At 57.9% G+C, this 17,548-nt stretch carries 8 protein-coding genes; 4 read left to right on the top strand and 4 right to left on the bottom strand.

Features of this window, described 5'->3' with window-relative positions; translation table 11 throughout:
- The first annotated feature begins 26 nt into the window (after nucleotides 1-26).
- The 4 genes from SH678x_RS05450 to SH678x_RS05465 all read left to right on the top strand — a co-directional run bounded on the left by SH678x_RS05450 (nucleotide 27) and on the right by SH678x_RS05465 (nucleotide 9,913).
- Nucleotides 27-4,862 carry a WD40 domain-containing protein gene (locus tag SH678x_RS05450; protein WP_496921873.1) on the top strand — a complete coding sequence of 1,612 codons (4,836 nt, stop codon included), beginning with the start codon at nucleotides 27-29 and terminating at the stop codon, nucleotides 4,860-4,862.
- A gap of 849 nt (nucleotides 4,863-5,711) precedes the next feature.
- Nucleotides 5,712-7,334 carry an arylsulfatase gene (locus SH678x_RS05455; RefSeq protein ID WP_496921874.1) on the top strand — a complete coding sequence of 541 codons (1,623 nt, stop codon included), beginning with the start codon at nucleotides 5,712-5,714 and terminating at the stop codon, nucleotides 7,332-7,334.
- Nucleotides 7,335-7,353: 19 nt separating this feature from the next.
- Nucleotides 7,354-9,717: an arylsulfatase gene (locus SH678x_RS05460; RefSeq protein WP_496921875.1), complete on the top strand. Its 2,364-nt coding sequence runs from the start codon at nucleotides 7,354-7,356 to the stop codon at nucleotides 9,715-9,717.
- Between the two features lie 10 nt (nucleotides 9,718-9,727).
- A complete protein-coding gene (locus SH678x_RS05465; protein WP_496921876.1) occupies nucleotides 9,728-9,913 on the top strand; it encodes a hypothetical protein in 186 nt (61 codons plus the stop codon).
- A 367-nt stretch (nucleotides 9,914-10,280) separates the two neighbouring features.
- Here SH678x_RS05465 and SH678x_RS05470 read toward each other — a convergent pair whose 3' ends face one another.
- From SH678x_RS05470 to SH678x_RS05485, 4 genes are all read right to left on the bottom strand, one after another.
- Entirely contained in the window at nucleotides 10,281-10,823 is a 543-nt protein-coding gene (locus tag SH678x_RS05470; protein WP_496921877.1) for a hypothetical protein, read from the bottom strand.
- 269 nt (nucleotides 10,824-11,092) lie between these two features.
- On the bottom strand, nucleotides 11,093-12,712 hold the full coding sequence (locus tag SH678x_RS05475; protein WP_496921878.1) for an N-acyl-D-amino-acid deacylase family protein: 1,620 nt from the start codon (nucleotides 12,710-12,712) through the stop codon (nucleotides 11,093-11,095).
- 84 nt (nucleotides 12,713-12,796) lie between these two features.
- Complete coding sequence (locus tag SH678x_RS05480) at nucleotides 12,797-14,755, bottom strand: hypothetical protein (RefSeq protein ID WP_496921879.1); 1,959 nt, start codon at nucleotides 14,753-14,755, stop codon at nucleotides 12,797-12,799.
- 64 nt (nucleotides 14,756-14,819) lie between these two features.
- A complete protein-coding gene (locus SH678x_RS05485; RefSeq protein WP_496921880.1) occupies nucleotides 14,820-17,270 on the bottom strand; it encodes a multiheme c-type cytochrome in 2,451 nt (816 codons plus the stop codon).
- Nucleotides 17,271-17,548 lie beyond the last annotated feature (278 nt).

Raw genomic sequence — 17,548 nt, forward strand, 5'->3', positions numbered from 1 at the left:
TGCCATTTGTAGTTCTTTGAGTCGCGATGCGAACTTGCCCTGCCTGCCATACCGAAGCCGATATCAAAGCACTTGCTGCCGGACGTTGCAGCAAGTGTGGTGCGGCCTTGCATCGCGTGCCGCAGCGGAACTTGCAAGATCGTTCACAACGAGACGTAACACCGCAAGAAGCGGTCGATCTTGAAACGATTGGTAAGATCAAATCGATCGATATTGACGTTCTGGGCGAAAGTCTGACCGGTCAGACCAATATCAATCCCGACACGATTCAAACCATCGCAGGCCCTTCGTTGATCGGTGGTATGTCAGGTGAGTTTGTCGTTCAAGATGAGCCACCCCGTCAAAAGCCGAAGACCACGCCGCTGCGCGCGGAGCAGACCGTTGAGTTTGTGACCTCGGTGGAAGAGGCAATTCTTGCCGAGAGTATGGTCACGGCCCATTGGAAGGGCAACGTCGTTGGTGACGAATCCAGCCCCGGTAAGACGATTAAGCAAGGTCGCACGGTCAGCGATGCAATCGTTACGCGGTCCTCGCTGATTGTGAAGTCTCGGCAGTTTCGCGAGCCCAATCAGGTCAAGCCACCGGTGATCTCGCCAAACGATGCGCCCGACTACGAACTGCTCGACGTAATTGGTGAAGGTGGCATGGGCGTTGTCTATTCTGCCCGCCAGTCGGCGATCGCGCGGACCGTCGCGGTCAAGATGCTCAAGAAGCATGACGCACAGAGCCCCGAGCAGCGCGAGAAGTTCATCTCTGAAGCCGTCGTTACGGGCGAGCTCGATCATCCCAACATTGTGCCGATTTATGATCTCGGCACGAACGACACCGGTGCCCTGTTCTATTCGATGAAGAAGGTGAAGGGAACACCTTGGGACAATGTGCTGCTTAAGAAATCGCTTGATGAGAACCTAGGCATCCTGATGCGCGTGGCAGACGCTGTGGCGTTCGCCCATGCTAACGGGGTGATTCATCGCGATCTCAAACCCGAGAACATTATGCTCGGCGACTACGGCGAAGTCCTGGTGATGGACTGGGGACTCGCACGAATTAGCGAGTCATTTCCCAACGCCTCTTCGGTGAGTCAATCCGACGTCATGGGGGGCACGCCGGCCTATATGGCGCCGGAAATGGCGACGGGACCCATCGAGCTGATCAGTTCACGCAGCGACATCTATTTGCTGGGAGCAATTCTTTACGAAGTTATCACGGGTAAGCCACCGCATTCCGGTAAGACCGTGATGGCCTGTTTGTTGGCGGCGGCGAAAAACCAGATTCCGCCGGTCGAGCATTCCAACGAACTGTACGACATTGCTCTACGGGCGATGGCGACTAAGCCTGAGCTGCGCTATCAAACCGTCCATGAATTTCAGGATGCCCTGCGCGAATATCAGTCGCATTCCGAAAGCATTCTGCTGACCGAAAGTGCCGAGAAGAATCTGTCGACCGCGGAATCGTCGGGCGACTACGAACTGTTCTCGCGGGCCCTTTACGGCTTCGAAGAAGCGCTCGCGATGTGGGACAGCAACCAGCGTGCGCGGCGGTTGTTGACGACGGCACGATTGGCTTATGCCGGTGCCGCTCTGAAACGCGACGATTACGATCTGGGTGTCTCGCTACTCGATGCCAAAAACGAACAGCATCACGTTTTGCTCGATCAATTGCAGCGCGGGCAGCACGAACGGAATTCTCGTGTTCGCCGCTTGGCGATGCTCAAGAAAGTAGTCGCAGGGCTGTTGGTGGCGGTGGTAGGGATCGTGTCCGTGGCGTTGATCATGGTGCGAGCCCAACGCGATGAGGCCGTGGCGCAGCGTAATCGAGCGGAAGAGGCCGAGGACGTGGCGCAAGAAAACTATAAACAAGCGGAAGCGGCCCGCGAGGTCGCCGATACTCAACGCCGTCGTGCCGAAGACGAAGAGCAAAAAGCTCTTAAAGCCGAAGAGGCCGCGGTGGCGGCGAAAGAAGCCGAGGAATACGAAGCCTATGTCGCGCGGATTGGGTTAGCCAATGCCAAGGTGGTTGAGAATGCCTTTGATCGTGCAGGGGAATTGCTCGCCGAGTGCGACCCCGAACACAAGAATTGGGAGTGGGGAAGACTCTCATACTTGTGCAATCTGAGCGACCGAACCTGGCCCGTGGATGGTGCCGTCGAAGCCGTGGCCTTTGCACCGAATGGCGAAGTCTTCGCCAGCGGCGATCTGGCCAATCGCGCGCGGATTTTGAATCGTGAGACGGGTGAAGTCCTACATGACATCGACATCGGTGCCTACGTTCATGCGGTTGCGTTCGACCGCGAGGGCCAACGCTTGGCCGTGGGAGCCGGCGATGGTGTGATTCGTATTTACGATGTGAACAACGGCCAAGAATTGGCAACACTCAAGGGACACGGCGATGCCGTTTTGAGCGTGCAGTTTTCGGCCGGCGGAACGGAACTGCTTTCTGCCGGTTACGACAATACCGCACGGATTTGGGATTTAACGACGAATCAAGAGTTGCAAGAACTTAAACGCCACAACTGGTGGGTCTGGTCGGCGGACTATTCCCCTGATGGCGAGCGGATCGTCACGGCCAGTCAGGATGGAAAAGCGATTGTTTGGCAACGCGGTGATGATGGTAAGTACGAATATCTGACCGAGTTTGCTCAGCATCGTGGGCCCGTGTATGAAGCACGCTTCTCGGCTGATGGTTCGCAGATTGCCACGGCGGGTTACGACCGTCGGGTCTTGCTGTGGAATCCCGACAAAGTTCATCCCGTGGATATTGGCCGACGTTTGGATGGTGCCGCCGATTTGCCCGCCCCGTTTGTTGAGTTGGGTGTGCATACGGGTCCGGTGCGTTGCTTGTCGTTCGAACCCGATGGCAAGAAGCTAGCCTCGGGTGGCCAGGATAACGTGATACGAATTTGGGACTTAGTAACCAATACACAAGCAGGCGAACTCCGTGGCCATGCCAGCCATGTGCGCGATTGTTCCTATTCGAATGACGGTGCTTGGTTGCTCTCGGCAGGTCGTGATGAACAGATCAAACTTTGGCAACCCGCCAAATCCGCCGAGAAGGTCGTGTTTAGCGATGAAGCCAATCCCGACGCAGTACTGGCGGCTCACTTCTCTCACGATGGTAAGCAGATTGTCACGGCCAGCCGCGATCGCACGGCGAGTTTGTGGAATGTGGCGGATCATGATCTGCTGCGCCGGTTTTCCGAAGGACATGAGTTCCTGGCTTCAACCGCCACGTTCTTTGACGATGGTTCGCGACTGGCCACCGGTGCTGGCGACGGCACGGTAAGGATTTGGGACGTTGCCACCGGCACGCAGCTGTTCGATATCAAAGGGACGGGCTACACCGCGGCACTGGCCGTGTCGCCGGATGGACAGTTGCTCGCTTCGGGCAGCACGGGTAACGACGTTCAATTGTGGAATGCCAACAATGGCGAACGCGCGGCTATCTTGGTAGGACATGAAGCACCGATCACAGCGGCTCGTTTCTCATCGGATGGTCAGTGGCTGGCAACCGGTGATGATCAAGGTCGAATCGGCTTGTGGCAACGCGATCCGCAAAGCGGTGATTGGACTGCCGTGCATTGGCCTGAGGGACATAGTCGGATCATCACGAGTCTGGGGTTCGCAGATGACAACCGCGTACTGGTCTCGGCGAGTGGCGACAACACGTGTGGCCAATGGGACGTAGCGACCGGCCAGGAACTTCGCGACCGAATTCTCAAGCATCCCGATTGGGTCGCCGAGATGGACGTCTCGGACGATGGCACGCAAGTGATCACCAGTTGCGACGACGGCAAGATTCGTGTGTGGTCGCTCGCCGACGCGAAGCTACTGGCCACGATTGAACCTTCAGACAAGCAAGTTGTTTATACCTCGGTCGATCTTTCACCTGATGGACGCTTGGCATTGGCTACTTGCTCGGCGACGGGCGAAGTTTATTTGTGGGATGTGGCTGCGAATCGCAACGCCGAACCGGAAGGGGCTTGGCTCGACTTTGCGGGGCAGGGGGGATTGGTCTGGGCTGCGCGCTTTACGCCGCAAGGGGATCAAGTTCTGACCATCGGCGGCAATGATGCACGCTTGTGGGATACCAACACTCGTGAGCAAGTGGTTCGCTTCAGCCCGCACGGTGCGGTGGCCGACGTCGATCTCTCGCCCGATGGTCGTTTGCTTGTGACGGGCAGTTGGGATCAATCGGCCAAGCTGTGGGATGCTGCCACGGGTGCCGCCGTGCGAAAGCTTGATGGCGTTCACAAGGGCTACATCAACAGCGTTCAGTTTTCACCCGATGGTAAGCAGGTTCTCACCGCCAGCGACGATGGCACGGCGCGGCTATGGGACGCGGCGTCGGGGAAACCGACCGATCAAACCTTCAACGGTCACGAAGGCCGTGTGCGTCAGGCTCGCTTCAATGCCGATGGCTCGAAGGTTGTCACAAGTTCCAACGACAAAACGGCTCGTGTTTGGAATGCGGAAACCGGCGCGGAAGAGCTCGTCCTCCCAGGACACGATTGGGCCGTGCTCTCTGGCGAGTTCTCACGCGATGGCAAACGGATCATCACCGGTGGCGAAGACAACATCGCCATCATTTGGGACGCCACGACCGGTGAAATCTTATTGAAGCTCGCCGGCCATACCGATAGTGTCACCGCAGTGGCCCTTTCGCCTGATGGTACGCGGGCGCTTACCGGCAGCCAGGACAACACGGTCAAACTTTGGGATGCCCACACGGGGAAAGAAATCCTCACTCTCACCGGCCACAATGAGGAAGTCACGAGCGTGAGCTTCTCGCCCGATGGCCAGGACGTGCTTTCCAGCAGCCGCGATGGGCAGACGATTCTCTGGCCGTCGCGCGATTGGAAGTAGCTGGCAAGCTGACTTCGCGGACAACTCGACCACGACATGCCGTGTCGTGATTTAGCCGCTACACCACATCTTGTGGTTTCGTCAAAGCAAATGTGTGTTTTTTTAGTTTGCACCTCTCGGTTGGACACAGGGGTGTCTCGACGGGACCTGCGACTAGGTTTTATGTTGATCCGCGCCGAGCGCGCAGCAAGAAGCGGCCTAACGGCGATGAAACCGTCGGCGCGTAGGATTTCTGATTCAGCAAGACCTGATAAATGTTTCTCTAGCGTGGGCGCCCACGCTTTCGAAAAAACATTGCTCTTCGCACACTATCCCACGTGATCACCCAGGGATTCGTCTGTCGTTGACGTTTCGTTACGGACGGCGCCTCTCGAGATCGTTTCCCGACCTGCAGCAGGTGCAAGCCGAGATTCGTTTGACAAATCAAACGCGCCGGATAACGTACCCACGACTCCTGGGGTATTCCAGTAGAATTCTTCGCTTGGAACGAAAGTGAACATAACAGATTGCGCGGCCAAATTCGACAATAATCCGGGAGGAGATTTTCACGCAGAGTCGCGGAGGGCGCGGAAGATTTTTGGCCACGGCGGAGGTTTTTTAGCCACAGAGGTCACCGGAGGGAAGGCAACCACGAATCAGTTAGCCCCTAACCGAGGTAGAGGAGACGTAGGTCGTCGACGTCACTAGGCGCCATTTCAAACGCGATCGGCGAGAAGGTCGAGGTCGTCGTCCTGAATGATTGGCGTGCGGTGATCATCGACGTCACCAACCGAGGTACGAAGTTGCGTGTTTTGGCCATTTCAACTCTCCGGCCGTCGGACTAGAGTGTCGGGAGTCGGCGAAAGTGCTATGCTGCACGGCGCTTGTCTGCAATCACTCATTCCTGGGCTCGAAAGCGATTGGCCCAGAGTTCATCGCGAGTCACATACTATGAATCGTGTTTCGGGCGCTTTTTGTGCCGCCTTGGCGGCCCTGGTGATTGGATTCCCGCAGTTTACGTATGCGCAGCCGCGGCCCAACATCGTCGTGATCATGGCCGACGACGTGGGCTGGATGAACGTCTCGTCGTATGGGGGCGACATTATGGGCGTTGAGACGCCCAACATTGACCGTATCGGCCGCGAAGGTCTCCGCCTGACTTCTTTCTATGCACAGCCGAGTTGCACCGCGGGTCGCGCCGCGTTTCTCACCGGCCAACTTCCCGTTCGCACCGGCTTGACCACAGTCGGCACGCCCGGCTCACCTGCCGGTCTGCAAAAAGAGGACGTCACGCTCGCGGAAATCCTCAAGGCCAAGGGTTACTCGACCGCCCAATTCGGCAAGAACCACCTTGGGGATCTTGAGGAGCATCTGCCGCACCGACATGGGTTCGACGAGTACTTTGGAAACCTATATCACCTCAACGGTAATGAGGACTTAGAAGACCCCGACCGCCCGACGGACGCGGCGTTCCGCAAAAAGTTTGACCCGCGCGGGGTCATCTCCGGCACCGCCGAGGGCCCGACGAAGGATGAAGGTCCGCTGACGACGAAGCGGATGGAAACCTTCGATGACGAAATCGTCGCCAAGTCGCTCGATTTCCTGGACCGTAAGGCGAAAGACAAGCAGCCCTTCTTCCTCTGGCACTGCTCCGCGCGCCTCCATGTGTTCTTTCACTTTAAAGACGGCGTTCGCGGCAAGTCCCGGGCGGGTCGGGAGGACGTTTACGGCGACGCGCTCGCTGAGCATGACGGGCACGTCGGCCAGCTCTTGGCGAAGCTCGACGAAACGGGCCTCGCCAAGAATACGATCGTCGTTTACGTGACCGACAACGGCGCCTATCAGTACATGTGGCCCGAAGGCGGCACGAGCCCATTCCGCGGCGACAAGGGAACAACCTGGGAAGGTGGCGTGCGCGCCCCGTGCCTTGTCCGTTGGCCCGGTGCTCCCGGGGGGCGAGTTTCCAGCGAAATCGTCGACATGACGGACTTGCTGCCGACCTTGGCGGCTGCCGCTGGCGAACCCGATTCCGTGGCGAAGCTGAAACAAGGCGCAGACTACGGCGGCAAGCCCTACAAGGTACATCTGGACGGCTACGACCAGACCGCATTGTTCACGGGGGAGAGTGACAGGTCGGCTCGCAAGTTTGTCTTTTACTACGACGAGACCGTCCTGACAGCCATCCGGTACGACGCGTTCAAGGTCAGCTTCTCCATCAAAGAAGGAGGCCACTGGGATGATCCGCTGGTGGGTCTCGGCCGCCCGCTCATCACGAATCTGCGTATGGACCCCTTTGAGCGGCAAACTGGCGACGTGAATCGCCAGTATGCGGAGCATAAGACTTGGGTGCTAACCCCGATTGTGGGAATTGTCGAACAGCACCTGATGACCTTCCAAGAATTCCCCATCCGCCAACTCGGTCTCAGCGCACAGATGGGTAAGACCATCGAGGGTATCCAGTCCCAGATTCTCAAGATCAAATCGCAACATTAACTCAGTGAGCCTCACATTCATGAGTTCGAAAACTTCGATCGCTGTTGTCAGCCTTGCGCTCAGCGGATTGCTCGCGTCAGTAACACTCGCCCAGGAAATCCTACCGTTTCCGCCGACGCCGTCTGGCTCGACACCGGGGCTTACGATCCAGGATTCCACCTACAAGAAACGCGTCGAGCCTAAGCGACTTACCGAAGGTGCACCCAACATCCTGATCATCCTGATGGACGACGTAGGCCCGGGCACGCCCTCGACTTACGGCGGCGAAATCAATACGCCGACGCTCGACCGCGTGTCGAGCATGGGAATCTCGTTCAATCGTTTCCACTCAACGGCCATGTGCTCGCCCACGCGGGCAGCATTGCTCTGCGGGCGCAATCACACGCGGGTCGGCAACGGGCAGATTGCCGCGATCGCCAATGACTTTGACGGCTTCAGCGGCACCATTCCGAAGTCTTCGGCGACCGTTGCCGAAGTGCTCAAGAACTACGGCTACAACACGGGGGCCTGGGGGAAGTGGCATAACACTCCCGAAGAGCAGATCACAAACAAGGGACCATTCGATTACTGGCCTACGGGCTATGGGTTCGAGTATTTCTACGGCTTCCTCGCCGGCGAAGCCTCGCAGTATGAACCGACCCTGACACGCAACACCACGGCCGTAACCGAGCATCTTCCGAAAGACTATCACCTGTCCGACGACATCGCGACGGATGCCATCACTTGGTTGCGCGAGCAAAACGCGTACGCGCCGGACAAGCCCTTCTTTATGTATTGGGCGCCGGGCGCCTCGCACGGCCCGCACCAGGTCATGAAGGAATGGGCCGACAAGTATAAGGGTAAGTTCGACGACGGTTGGGACAAGTATCGCGAGCGCGTCTTCGCGAATGCCAAGGCCAAAGGCTGGATCCCGCAGAACGCCCAGCTCACGCCGCGCCCCGAATCGATGGCTTCGTGGGATTCAATTCCCGAGGATGAAAAGCCGTTCCAACGCCGACTGATGGAAGTCTTCGCCGGATTCACCGAGCACGCCGACTATAACGCTGGTCGGGTCATCGCCGAGATCGAGCGTCAGGGCAAGCTCGACAACACCCTCATCTTCTACATTTGGGGTGACAACGGATCCTCGGCGGAGGGCCTTTACGGCACGATCAGTGAGCAACTCGCACAGAACGGGATTCCGACCAAGATTTCGCAACATCTCGAAGCTCTGGAGGAACTCGGCGGGCTCGATGCCCTCGGCGGCCCTAAAACTGACAACATGTATCACGCGGCTTGGGCCTGGGCGGGCAGCACGCCTTACAAGTCCACCAAGCTTGTAGGCGCTCACTTTGGCGGCACCCGTCAGCCGATGGCCGTCTCGTGGCCGAAACGCATCAAGGCAGATCCGACGGCACGTCCGCAGTTTCATCACGTCATCGATATCGTGCCGACAATCTACGAATTGACGAAGATTACGCCGCCGCGAATCGTGAACGGGTTTGAGCAGGATTCCATCGACGGCGTCAGCATGGTGTATGCCTTTGACGACGCGAAGGCGCCAGGGACGCGGAAGACGCAATTCTTCGACATCATGGCCAGCCGAGGCATCTACCACGATGGTTGGTTCGCGAGTGCCCCCGGTCCCCGCGAACCGTGGGTAGGCGGCCTTCCGAAAGGCATCAAGGAATGGTCTCCGCTTACTGACCGTTGGGAACTCTACAACATTGACGAGGACTGGAGTCAGGCAAATGACCTAGCGGCGACCAATCCGCAGAAACTCGAAGAGTTGAAGCTGCTCTTCCTGCTCGAATCTACGAAGAACAAGAACCTGCCCATCGGCGGCGGCCTGTGGTCGACCGCCATGTTCCATCCCGAGGACGCGCCCGCTTCATCCCTCACGGAATGGACCTTCGATGGCCCCATGACTCGTATGCCGGAATCCGCTGCGCCCAAGCTGGGCAAAGTGGATAGTCTTGTGACGATGGATGTGGATGTACCCAAGAATGCGAACGGCGTACTCTATGCGCTCGCCGGGTTCTCCGGCGGCATCACTTGCTATGTGAAAGACGGCTTCCTTTGCTACGAGTTCAACTTGTTCGAGATCCAACGCACGAAGCTCAAGTCCAAGAACAAGCTTCCCGCTGGCAAGGTCAAAGTCGAAGTCGAATCCAAACTAGCTGAGAAGATCGGCGGGCCGATGGACGTCACGCTCAGGGTGAATGGCGCAGAAGTGGCGCGGGGTCGAGTGCCCGCGGCGATGTCGCTCCACTTCACCTCCAACGCAACTTTCGACATCGGCACCGATTTGGATTCGCCCGTCTCGCTCGATTACTTCGACCAAGCCCCGTTTGCCTTCAACGGTGCCATCGGCACGACGACGATCAAATATCTACAAAAATAAGATGCTACAAATGAAATCCATGCTTGCATTCGTTGGCGTGCTCTACGGGCTCGCCTCTGAAGTGTTTGCCGTCACTCACGATGACGGCGCAGTGTTTCCCTTCGCGAACTGCGTCGGAAGCATCAAGTCCGGCAATTTGCGGCCCCTCTTCGCGTCAGCGAGTGGACCACTCACTGCCATTACGGTCACCGCATAACTGCCGGCGGCATCGAAGACCTCAGAGGCTACTCGGTCGCTTCGCGCGTCGATCGACCGCCGATACGATCAAGTCGTCGTGTGGGTTGCAACGGACGCGATGGCGGTCTGCTCAAACCTGCCCGGATCTAGACTCTCCACGCGTCTTGGCCTCCGTCAAACGCGCGCAGGCTTCATCGTTCTCTGCAAGTTCGAGTATCCCCGTAACTGAATTCACGAGTATCGCCTTCTCGTCCAATGGAAAGGCATGCTTTCCAGCAGCCGCGACGGGCAGACAATTCTTTGGCTGTCGCGTGATTGGATGTGATTTAGAGATCGTTAAAAAACGACGGCCACACGCGACGTAGCGAGTGACCGTCGATTACAACTCACCGAGGCTTTGTCGATGGCGCGGTTTCATCGACATCCCCATAGTAGGCGTCGACGCGGTTCCAGGCATCTCGAACGGCCGGGCGGGCTCGGTCCCAATCAAGCGTCGAATTGCCGCGAGACGACTGCCATCTGTTACGGAGGTTTTCTTCGACAGCGTCCCAATTGTCCGTCTCCGCATTACCGCGCGCTTCCCAGCCATATTGATAGGCGGGGGCCACTTCGGCTTCATAATCGAGATCAGCACTATAGTAGTCTCGATTGCGATATTCATCCCGCCAGTAAGCGGCTTCGGTGGTCGGATCAATCTTCTCGGCAACTGCTTTGCCAGCGTATCCGCCCGCGACTCCGCCGATGATGGCACCAACTGCCGCGCCGATCGGTCCACCTGCTGCCCCAGCGGCCGCTCCGGCTGCTGCACCGCCAGCTGCTGCACCCAGGCCCGCACCGACGGGGTGAGAACCGGGTTCGCCTGTGATCGCGTCAGGGTTTGCATCACGATCTTTTAGCTTATCTACATTGCGTTGATCTTGCCGTGCCATGGCATTTGCTCCTTGAAAAGTGGAATTGAGTACCTCGGTCGCGAGAGATTCGCTTGACGAAAAGAGAAGGGCAAATCATGTGCCGATGAAAGCAGGCGAGTGTGTACTCGTTGGCGGAGGGTTCCAAACGACAACTGAGCCCAAACGCGCTAGCGTGGGGTTCTTCGATGATTGAACACGGTAACCATTCGAGACATTTTCAGAACCCGCGGCTAGCGCCTTGCGGCTAGCGCCTTGCGGCTCATGCTCGAAAGGATATTTAAAAAACGCTACTGAGGCTTACGCAGCGGTCGTCCGGCATCGGTGACGGCCAGTTGGCCATCGTCGATGGCGAGTTGGCCGTTGACGAATAGGTAATCAACACCCGTGGAAGTTTCAAACGGCGATTCAAACGTCGCGAGATCGCGGAAGGTTTGCGGATCGAGCACGACAACGTCGGCGTATTGACCAGGGCGTAAATAGCCGCGGTCCGTGATTCCCAGAATCTCAGCGGCGAGTCCCGTCGCGCTGCGAATCGCTTGTTCCAGGGGGATCACTTTTTCTTGAATCGCGTAGCGACCGATCTTGCGGGGGAACGTACCGAAGCTGCGGGGGTGGGGGCGCGTGCCGTCGTCGATCTTCACGCCACCGTCGGAAGCCGTGGCGACCCAGGGCAGGGTCATCACATAGCGCACGTCGGCTTCATCCATGCTGAAGCTCACGCCGGCTTCGTCGCCGGTGCGCAAGATATCGAGCGCGACGTCGAAGTCGGTGCGATTCTCTTCCTTGGCGATCTCTTCGATGAGCTTGCCGATCCACTGCGGATGCTGGGGGCAACGAGCGATCATAATCCGCCCGCGCTTGGCGAGCGATTCTTCGATGATGGGTCGCAGCCGAGCGACTTGCTCGGGGTCGTTCAGACGTTTGATGAGCGCTTCGTCGCCCCCTTCGCGTTCTTCATCGGGCAGCAACATTGCGGTGATTGACGTGCTGCTGGCATCGTAGGGGTATTGATCGGCGGTGACGCGCATCCCCTCGGCTTGTGCTTTTTCGATCAAGGCCGCCCCGGCTCGCACCTTGCCCCAGTTCGGTTTGTTACTGGCTTTGAAATGCGAGACGTGCACGGGCAGGTTGCCGCTGCGGCCGATGGCCAACGCTTCTTCGATCGATTCGAGCAGCGTATCTCCTTCGTTACGGATATGGCTCGCGTAAAAACCGCCGTGCTCGCCGACGACTTTGGCCATCGCGGCGATTTCGTCGGTCGTGGCATACGCACTGGGGACATATTGCAGACCGGTGGTCATGCCCCAGGCGCCGTCGAGCATTCCTTGTCGAGCGAGTTCAAGCATCTGCTCAAGTTCCTTGTCGGTCGGTGCGCGGCGGGTTTCGCCGATCACCTTGGCCCGGACGCTCCCTTGAGGAATCAGCTGCGCGACGTTGATCCCCGGCGGAGTCTTTTCCAGCTCGTCATAGTAATTCTTGATGTTGAGGGCTCCGCCGCCGCAATTGCCGGTGACAAGTGTCGTGCAGCCCTGCGTGAGATAACAAGCCGATGAGCGTGTTTCGGGAGCGAGAATTGGGCGCGTTGTGGCGGTTTCGCCCGACTCTTCCTTTTCGGTTTCGAGTTCAAAGTCGCTGTGGTTGTGGAGATCAATAAAGCCGGGGGCGACGATCAAGCCACTGCAATCAATCGTTTTGCCAACTTTGCCGGTCGTAAATTTTCCCACGGCGACGATCTTATCGCCGCGGATCCCGACGTCGCCGACCCTGGGGGCTTCGCCAGTGCCATCGTGAATGGTCCCCCCCACGAGCAAAACGTCAGCATCAATGGGCGCTTCGTCGCCCCACACAAAGCAAGCCGATGGTGAAAGCAGAAACAATAGAAACGCACAGATCAGTTTGAGATGCATGGCCAAGAATTGCCTCACGAGGAAAGGGCCAAGTGGTGGAGGGAACCACCATCTTAACGCCGCGGCGGTGAGGGGGCCATACGCTTAGAATTTGCGACGCAATTCAATACGCGCGCCGGTGATGTCGTTGGCGTCTTTGATGATGCCGTACATCGCGTCGGCGCGGAGGATGAGCGTGTGGCTCAAAGGCTTCTGATAGCGCACGCCAAAGCCATATTCGTCGCCGGGGGCGTTACGAAATTCAGGGCTTCCCATGGTCTGCAACGCAGCAGCCTCGACGATGATTTGTTGTTCGAAGTTATTTCCGAGCAAGTCGACACCCACCGCGGCGCCGTATGTGTTCTGGCCTGAATCATCGAGTGTGGGGTAGCCGGTGAGTAGATCGCTTTCGAAGTTGATGCCGGTGTTCTTGAGCGGCCCTTGCAAGCGCGCCACGGATTGGGGATGCCCAAAACCCGCGAACAGATTCACATAGGGAATCACGTTGTACGGATTGCGGGTGAGGAAACTGTTTTCCATCAAGAGCAACAAGCCATCGGCGGTCCGCTGGCTGCGCGGGCCGCCTTGCCCCGTGTTGGCGATCATTCGTACGGAGTTGGAAACCAGATTCAAATAGCGGCGGGTATAGCTCGCCCCGATGTTGTGGTAACTCCGGCCTTCGTTCTGGGTGTCGTCGAGATAAGCATAGCCGGCTTCGATGTAGCCCCCCTTGCTTTCGATGAAGGTGGTAAAGCCCACGACGTCGGCCGCGCAGGTGCTTCCCTCGAAGGCCAGATTGCTGGTGACTTCGTCGAAACCGACGAAGAGGGTTGTGTCGAAGTTCGACCAATCGAGCCACGGGTTATTGCGGGCGGGGATCGTCGCCGCGGCGCCGACGAACGCATCCTCGAACCAAATGCCGTTCTGAAACACAAGGGGAATCAAACCCACGGCAAACGGCAAATTGAACGACGCTTCCTGGTTGTTCAAGCCTCCCAGGATGTAACCGAGGTCGCCTTCAAAAAAGAGCGTGTCGGTTTGCAGATCCCAAGCGTCCCAGGCATCTTCAAATTTGACTGTACCTTGATCATAGATGAGTCCGGTGAAATCGTTGCCGTCGTCGAGCGGGCCCAGGAACATGTGGACCCGTTCGGTGGCAGTGAACGAATAATCAAGTTCGAGGTTTAGTCGGTTGCCCCAGACGGTTTGTTCGTTGCCGATGTTTTGGTTGAAAGCGACTGCCGAACGGAAGTCGCCGTAAACATAAAACTTTTTCATCACGAGATTCGTGAGCCCCAGTTCCGTGCCCGAACGGGGCAGGGGGCCGGTGTCGTAAAACGGCAGACCCCATTCGATGGCCGGTCGCTGCACGCGGTCGAGATGCTTGTTGCCATAGATGGCGAGTTCGCCGTTGGGGTCCCAACCGAAGTTGCCAAAGTAAGGGGGTGGCGTGAAGTCATCGCCGTGGAACTGCGTAGGTGCGCTGCACGGATCGTGAACGTGCTTGCCGACCTCAAGCGTTGCCCCCTTGAGTTCGGCGGGCGATGGCATGCATTCCCACGGGGGAGCATGGGCCGAGACAACCGCCGGAGGTATGGGTGCCGTCAAGCCATAGCGGGTTGGCCCGCGCATATAACCCGGGTCAGCCGGTGGGGGCACGAACAAAGGAGTTTGCTGGCAATCCGGGCCGCAATTCAACAGGGGCGGACCGACAATCGGCCGGGTCACGACGGGGTAACCCACGAATGGACTGAAGAGCAGCGGTGATTCCAACGGCGGATTGGTCCAACGCGGAAGAATCGACGAACGGTGACCGTAGATGTCACCCACGACGGGCGGCAAGGGGCGACATTCGGCTGAGGCTGTTTGTTGATCGGATGGAGGTTGGGCCGCTGAATTCTGCGGAGTATTCGTGACAGGCGGTAGAGGTTCGGGAGTGTCCGCTACCGGAGGCAGCATCGCGAGCGCAGCGATATTCGACGACTGTGATTCCGTCGCAATCGGGGAATAATAAAACTGAGCGTATGCCGCGTGAGCGTGAAGCGCAGCAACAGCGAGGAACATGCCCACAATGTGGCAAGCTCGTGCGAATGGCGAGTTGGTGCAGTTACTAGGCATAGCGAAACAGTTAGCGAATCACGAACTCAAACGACGATTGGTGGAAGTCGAGCGTCCACTCTTGCATGGTGCGCATCATCTCGGGGGTGGATTCGCAGAACCTCATGAAATACATGGGTTCGGTGCGCATCCGCATGCGGAAGCTGAGGCGGTATCTGCCAGGTTCCTGGAGCAAGTGAGCGGGAATCTTGTAGGGGGCACGGCGTGAACCGAGCGGCGCGAGCGAACGGCCTTCCATGCGGATGAACGGCGGATGATTCATGACCGAGATCGGCTGGGCCCCCGGCCGCAGGTAGGGCAACTGATCGAAGTCGATGTTCACGGGAAGAAAGAACTCGCGATCGGTTCCTTTTGCTCCCGTGATGAGGAACATGGTCTGCAAATTGAACAACTGCCAATCGAACGGCAAACGCTTGTTACGAACATCGACCGAGTGAATGTCGGCCAAGTCTCCCCAATTGTCCAAGTAGCCCGATTCCCACACGCGCTGTCCGTGCGGGTTGATCAGCACCACGTTGATCCAGAGTTGCGGTTGGGCTCCCAGTGAGCCCGAAGGCATGTTGTGGCCGTCGTTGGTGTTGGTCACGATGTAGTGCAATTTGAGATCTTGCCCGCGAGTGAGTGGGGTATCAAAAAATGGTCCATCCACATGCGAGCCATTTTCCATCACCATCTGACGGCTGAGCCGCTTGGCGTCGAGACGCTTTAAGTTGTCGTCGATGATTTCCCGCGCGTCGTAGCGGTCGTCGGCTTCTTCCCACACCGGCGGAAAGGCGACTTGAATTTGCCCGGCGTCGACGAGGTCTTCAAATTCTTCGGTACCCCAACCTGCGCGGAAATCAAACAATAACCAGTCCTGCACGGTCCAACGCAAGGCATCTTTGTTGTGTGGGAAGATGCCGGGATGCGCGATCGAATAGCCCGGGCCATAGAAAATATGGTTGGCATGTTTGCGATGGTTGTTCACCGACTTGTCGTTCACCAGCGCCGCGGGACCAACTTCGTAACCGCTCGCCACGCCGGGAATGCGACCCATGTGGCAATCTTGGCACGAGATCCCCTTCTTGCACGCCGGTGAGGCGCGGTATTGTTCCCACACGACTTCGAGCTTGATGCCCGGTTGAACGGCCACTTGATGGCACGACACACAGAATTCCGGTTTTGAAAGTTGATCGAAGTAGAAGCCCGCGACGTGCATATCTTGGCCGGGGCCTTGCTCGTCGGGCGAGGTTTTCACTTTGAATTCATTCTTGCGAGCGATCACCTCGGCAACGCCGCTGCCACCGATGGAACCGTAAACTGGAGCGAAGACGTCGCCGGGCTCGATGCGGCGTTCGCCGTTCACTTTGCCGTAGCGTTCATTCACACGATGGCACGCCACGCAGGTAACCCCTTCGCGCACCACTTGGGGGACATCCCAAATGGGCGCTGCGCGGGAGATGCCCAAGCTCGTCCCCACGGGTGAGTGACATCGATAGCAGAAATAACCGATCGTCCCTTGGGAGAGGTCATAGATCTTCTGTTCGAACTTGTGGAACATCGGCGAGACCGACGCATAGGCGTGGCTCGAGATGCTCCACTCATCGAAAATCTTTTCATGGCATTTGGCACAGTCGAACGCCGAGGGGTAAAGCGATTCGGCGACGAATTCGCAGTAGGTTTGTTTGTCTTTGGAACCGGCCGATGCTGTCTGTTGAGGCTTCACGCTATGCGGCGCGAGATTATTCGGCACCGGTGCCGGTGTGAAGGGGCTCACGGGTAGCGGAAGCGATTCTTGACCGGTCGAGGGCAGGGGCTTGGGTTCTTCTTGCGGAGTGGGCGTGATGGAATCGTCGGTTGCGACAGGTTGCTCGACATCGGGGAGTTGAATGGGTGCTTCGTCTTCGGTGGGGGGGAGCTTGATGGGTTGTTGGGGGGGAGCACTCTTTTCACTTTCAGATCCCGCTTCACCGCCCGCTTCGCTGCCAGCCTCACCGCCCGCTACTGGGTTTTCTTTTGTTGGGGGCTCGCCAGCGTCGTTCTTCCAGAGGAGGTCGGGAACGCCGTCGAGGAGGTCGTTGGGGTTGCTTGCTGACGTGGGTTGCGAAATCACGCTGGGTTGCGTGCTCGTGTTCATCGCCACACGGTTCGCAACTCTCACCGGTTGCGGATAGCGAACGCTGGGGACGTTCGCGCTGGCGGTGCGAACTTCGGGCGGCACAACTTCCCTACCAAGCGCTTGGGGGCCTTCGCTGGCCAACACCATCCAACCGGGGCAGCCGGCTTGCGCGAGCGCTTGCTCGATCTGCCCGAAGTTGTCGTTGGGCAGTTCGCCACTGACGAGTTGGACGTGCGAATCGTCACTCTGTTCGAGGGCCGGTGGTGTTTGCGCATGCCACCAGCCCACCAGCGCGCTCAGTCCCACGACCGCGGCGATCCCCATCCACGTTCTTTTCAATATGCTTTGAGTGTTTCGCCTCATGCAGGTTTGCCTTTTGATGTTCTTGGCCGTGATCTGCTCGGGCAGGTGATAAGTAGACGAGGCCGATTGCTAGCACCCTCTGCCGGGGCATTCGGCTGTTCAAGTTGATCGAACCGTTAGGAGCCGCAATTTGAGAACTTTCAGTACAACCGTTACAGCTTCACATGCGGCGAATAGCTGCCCGGCGACGACAATCCTAGGAAATGGGTGAAAGAATTGCAGAATTGCCGAGTTTTGCTGCGCATTTTCGGGAATTGGTCATGCTGGAATCGCAGGAT

The sequence above is a fragment of the Bythopirellula superficialaquae genome (assembly GCF_059632245.1).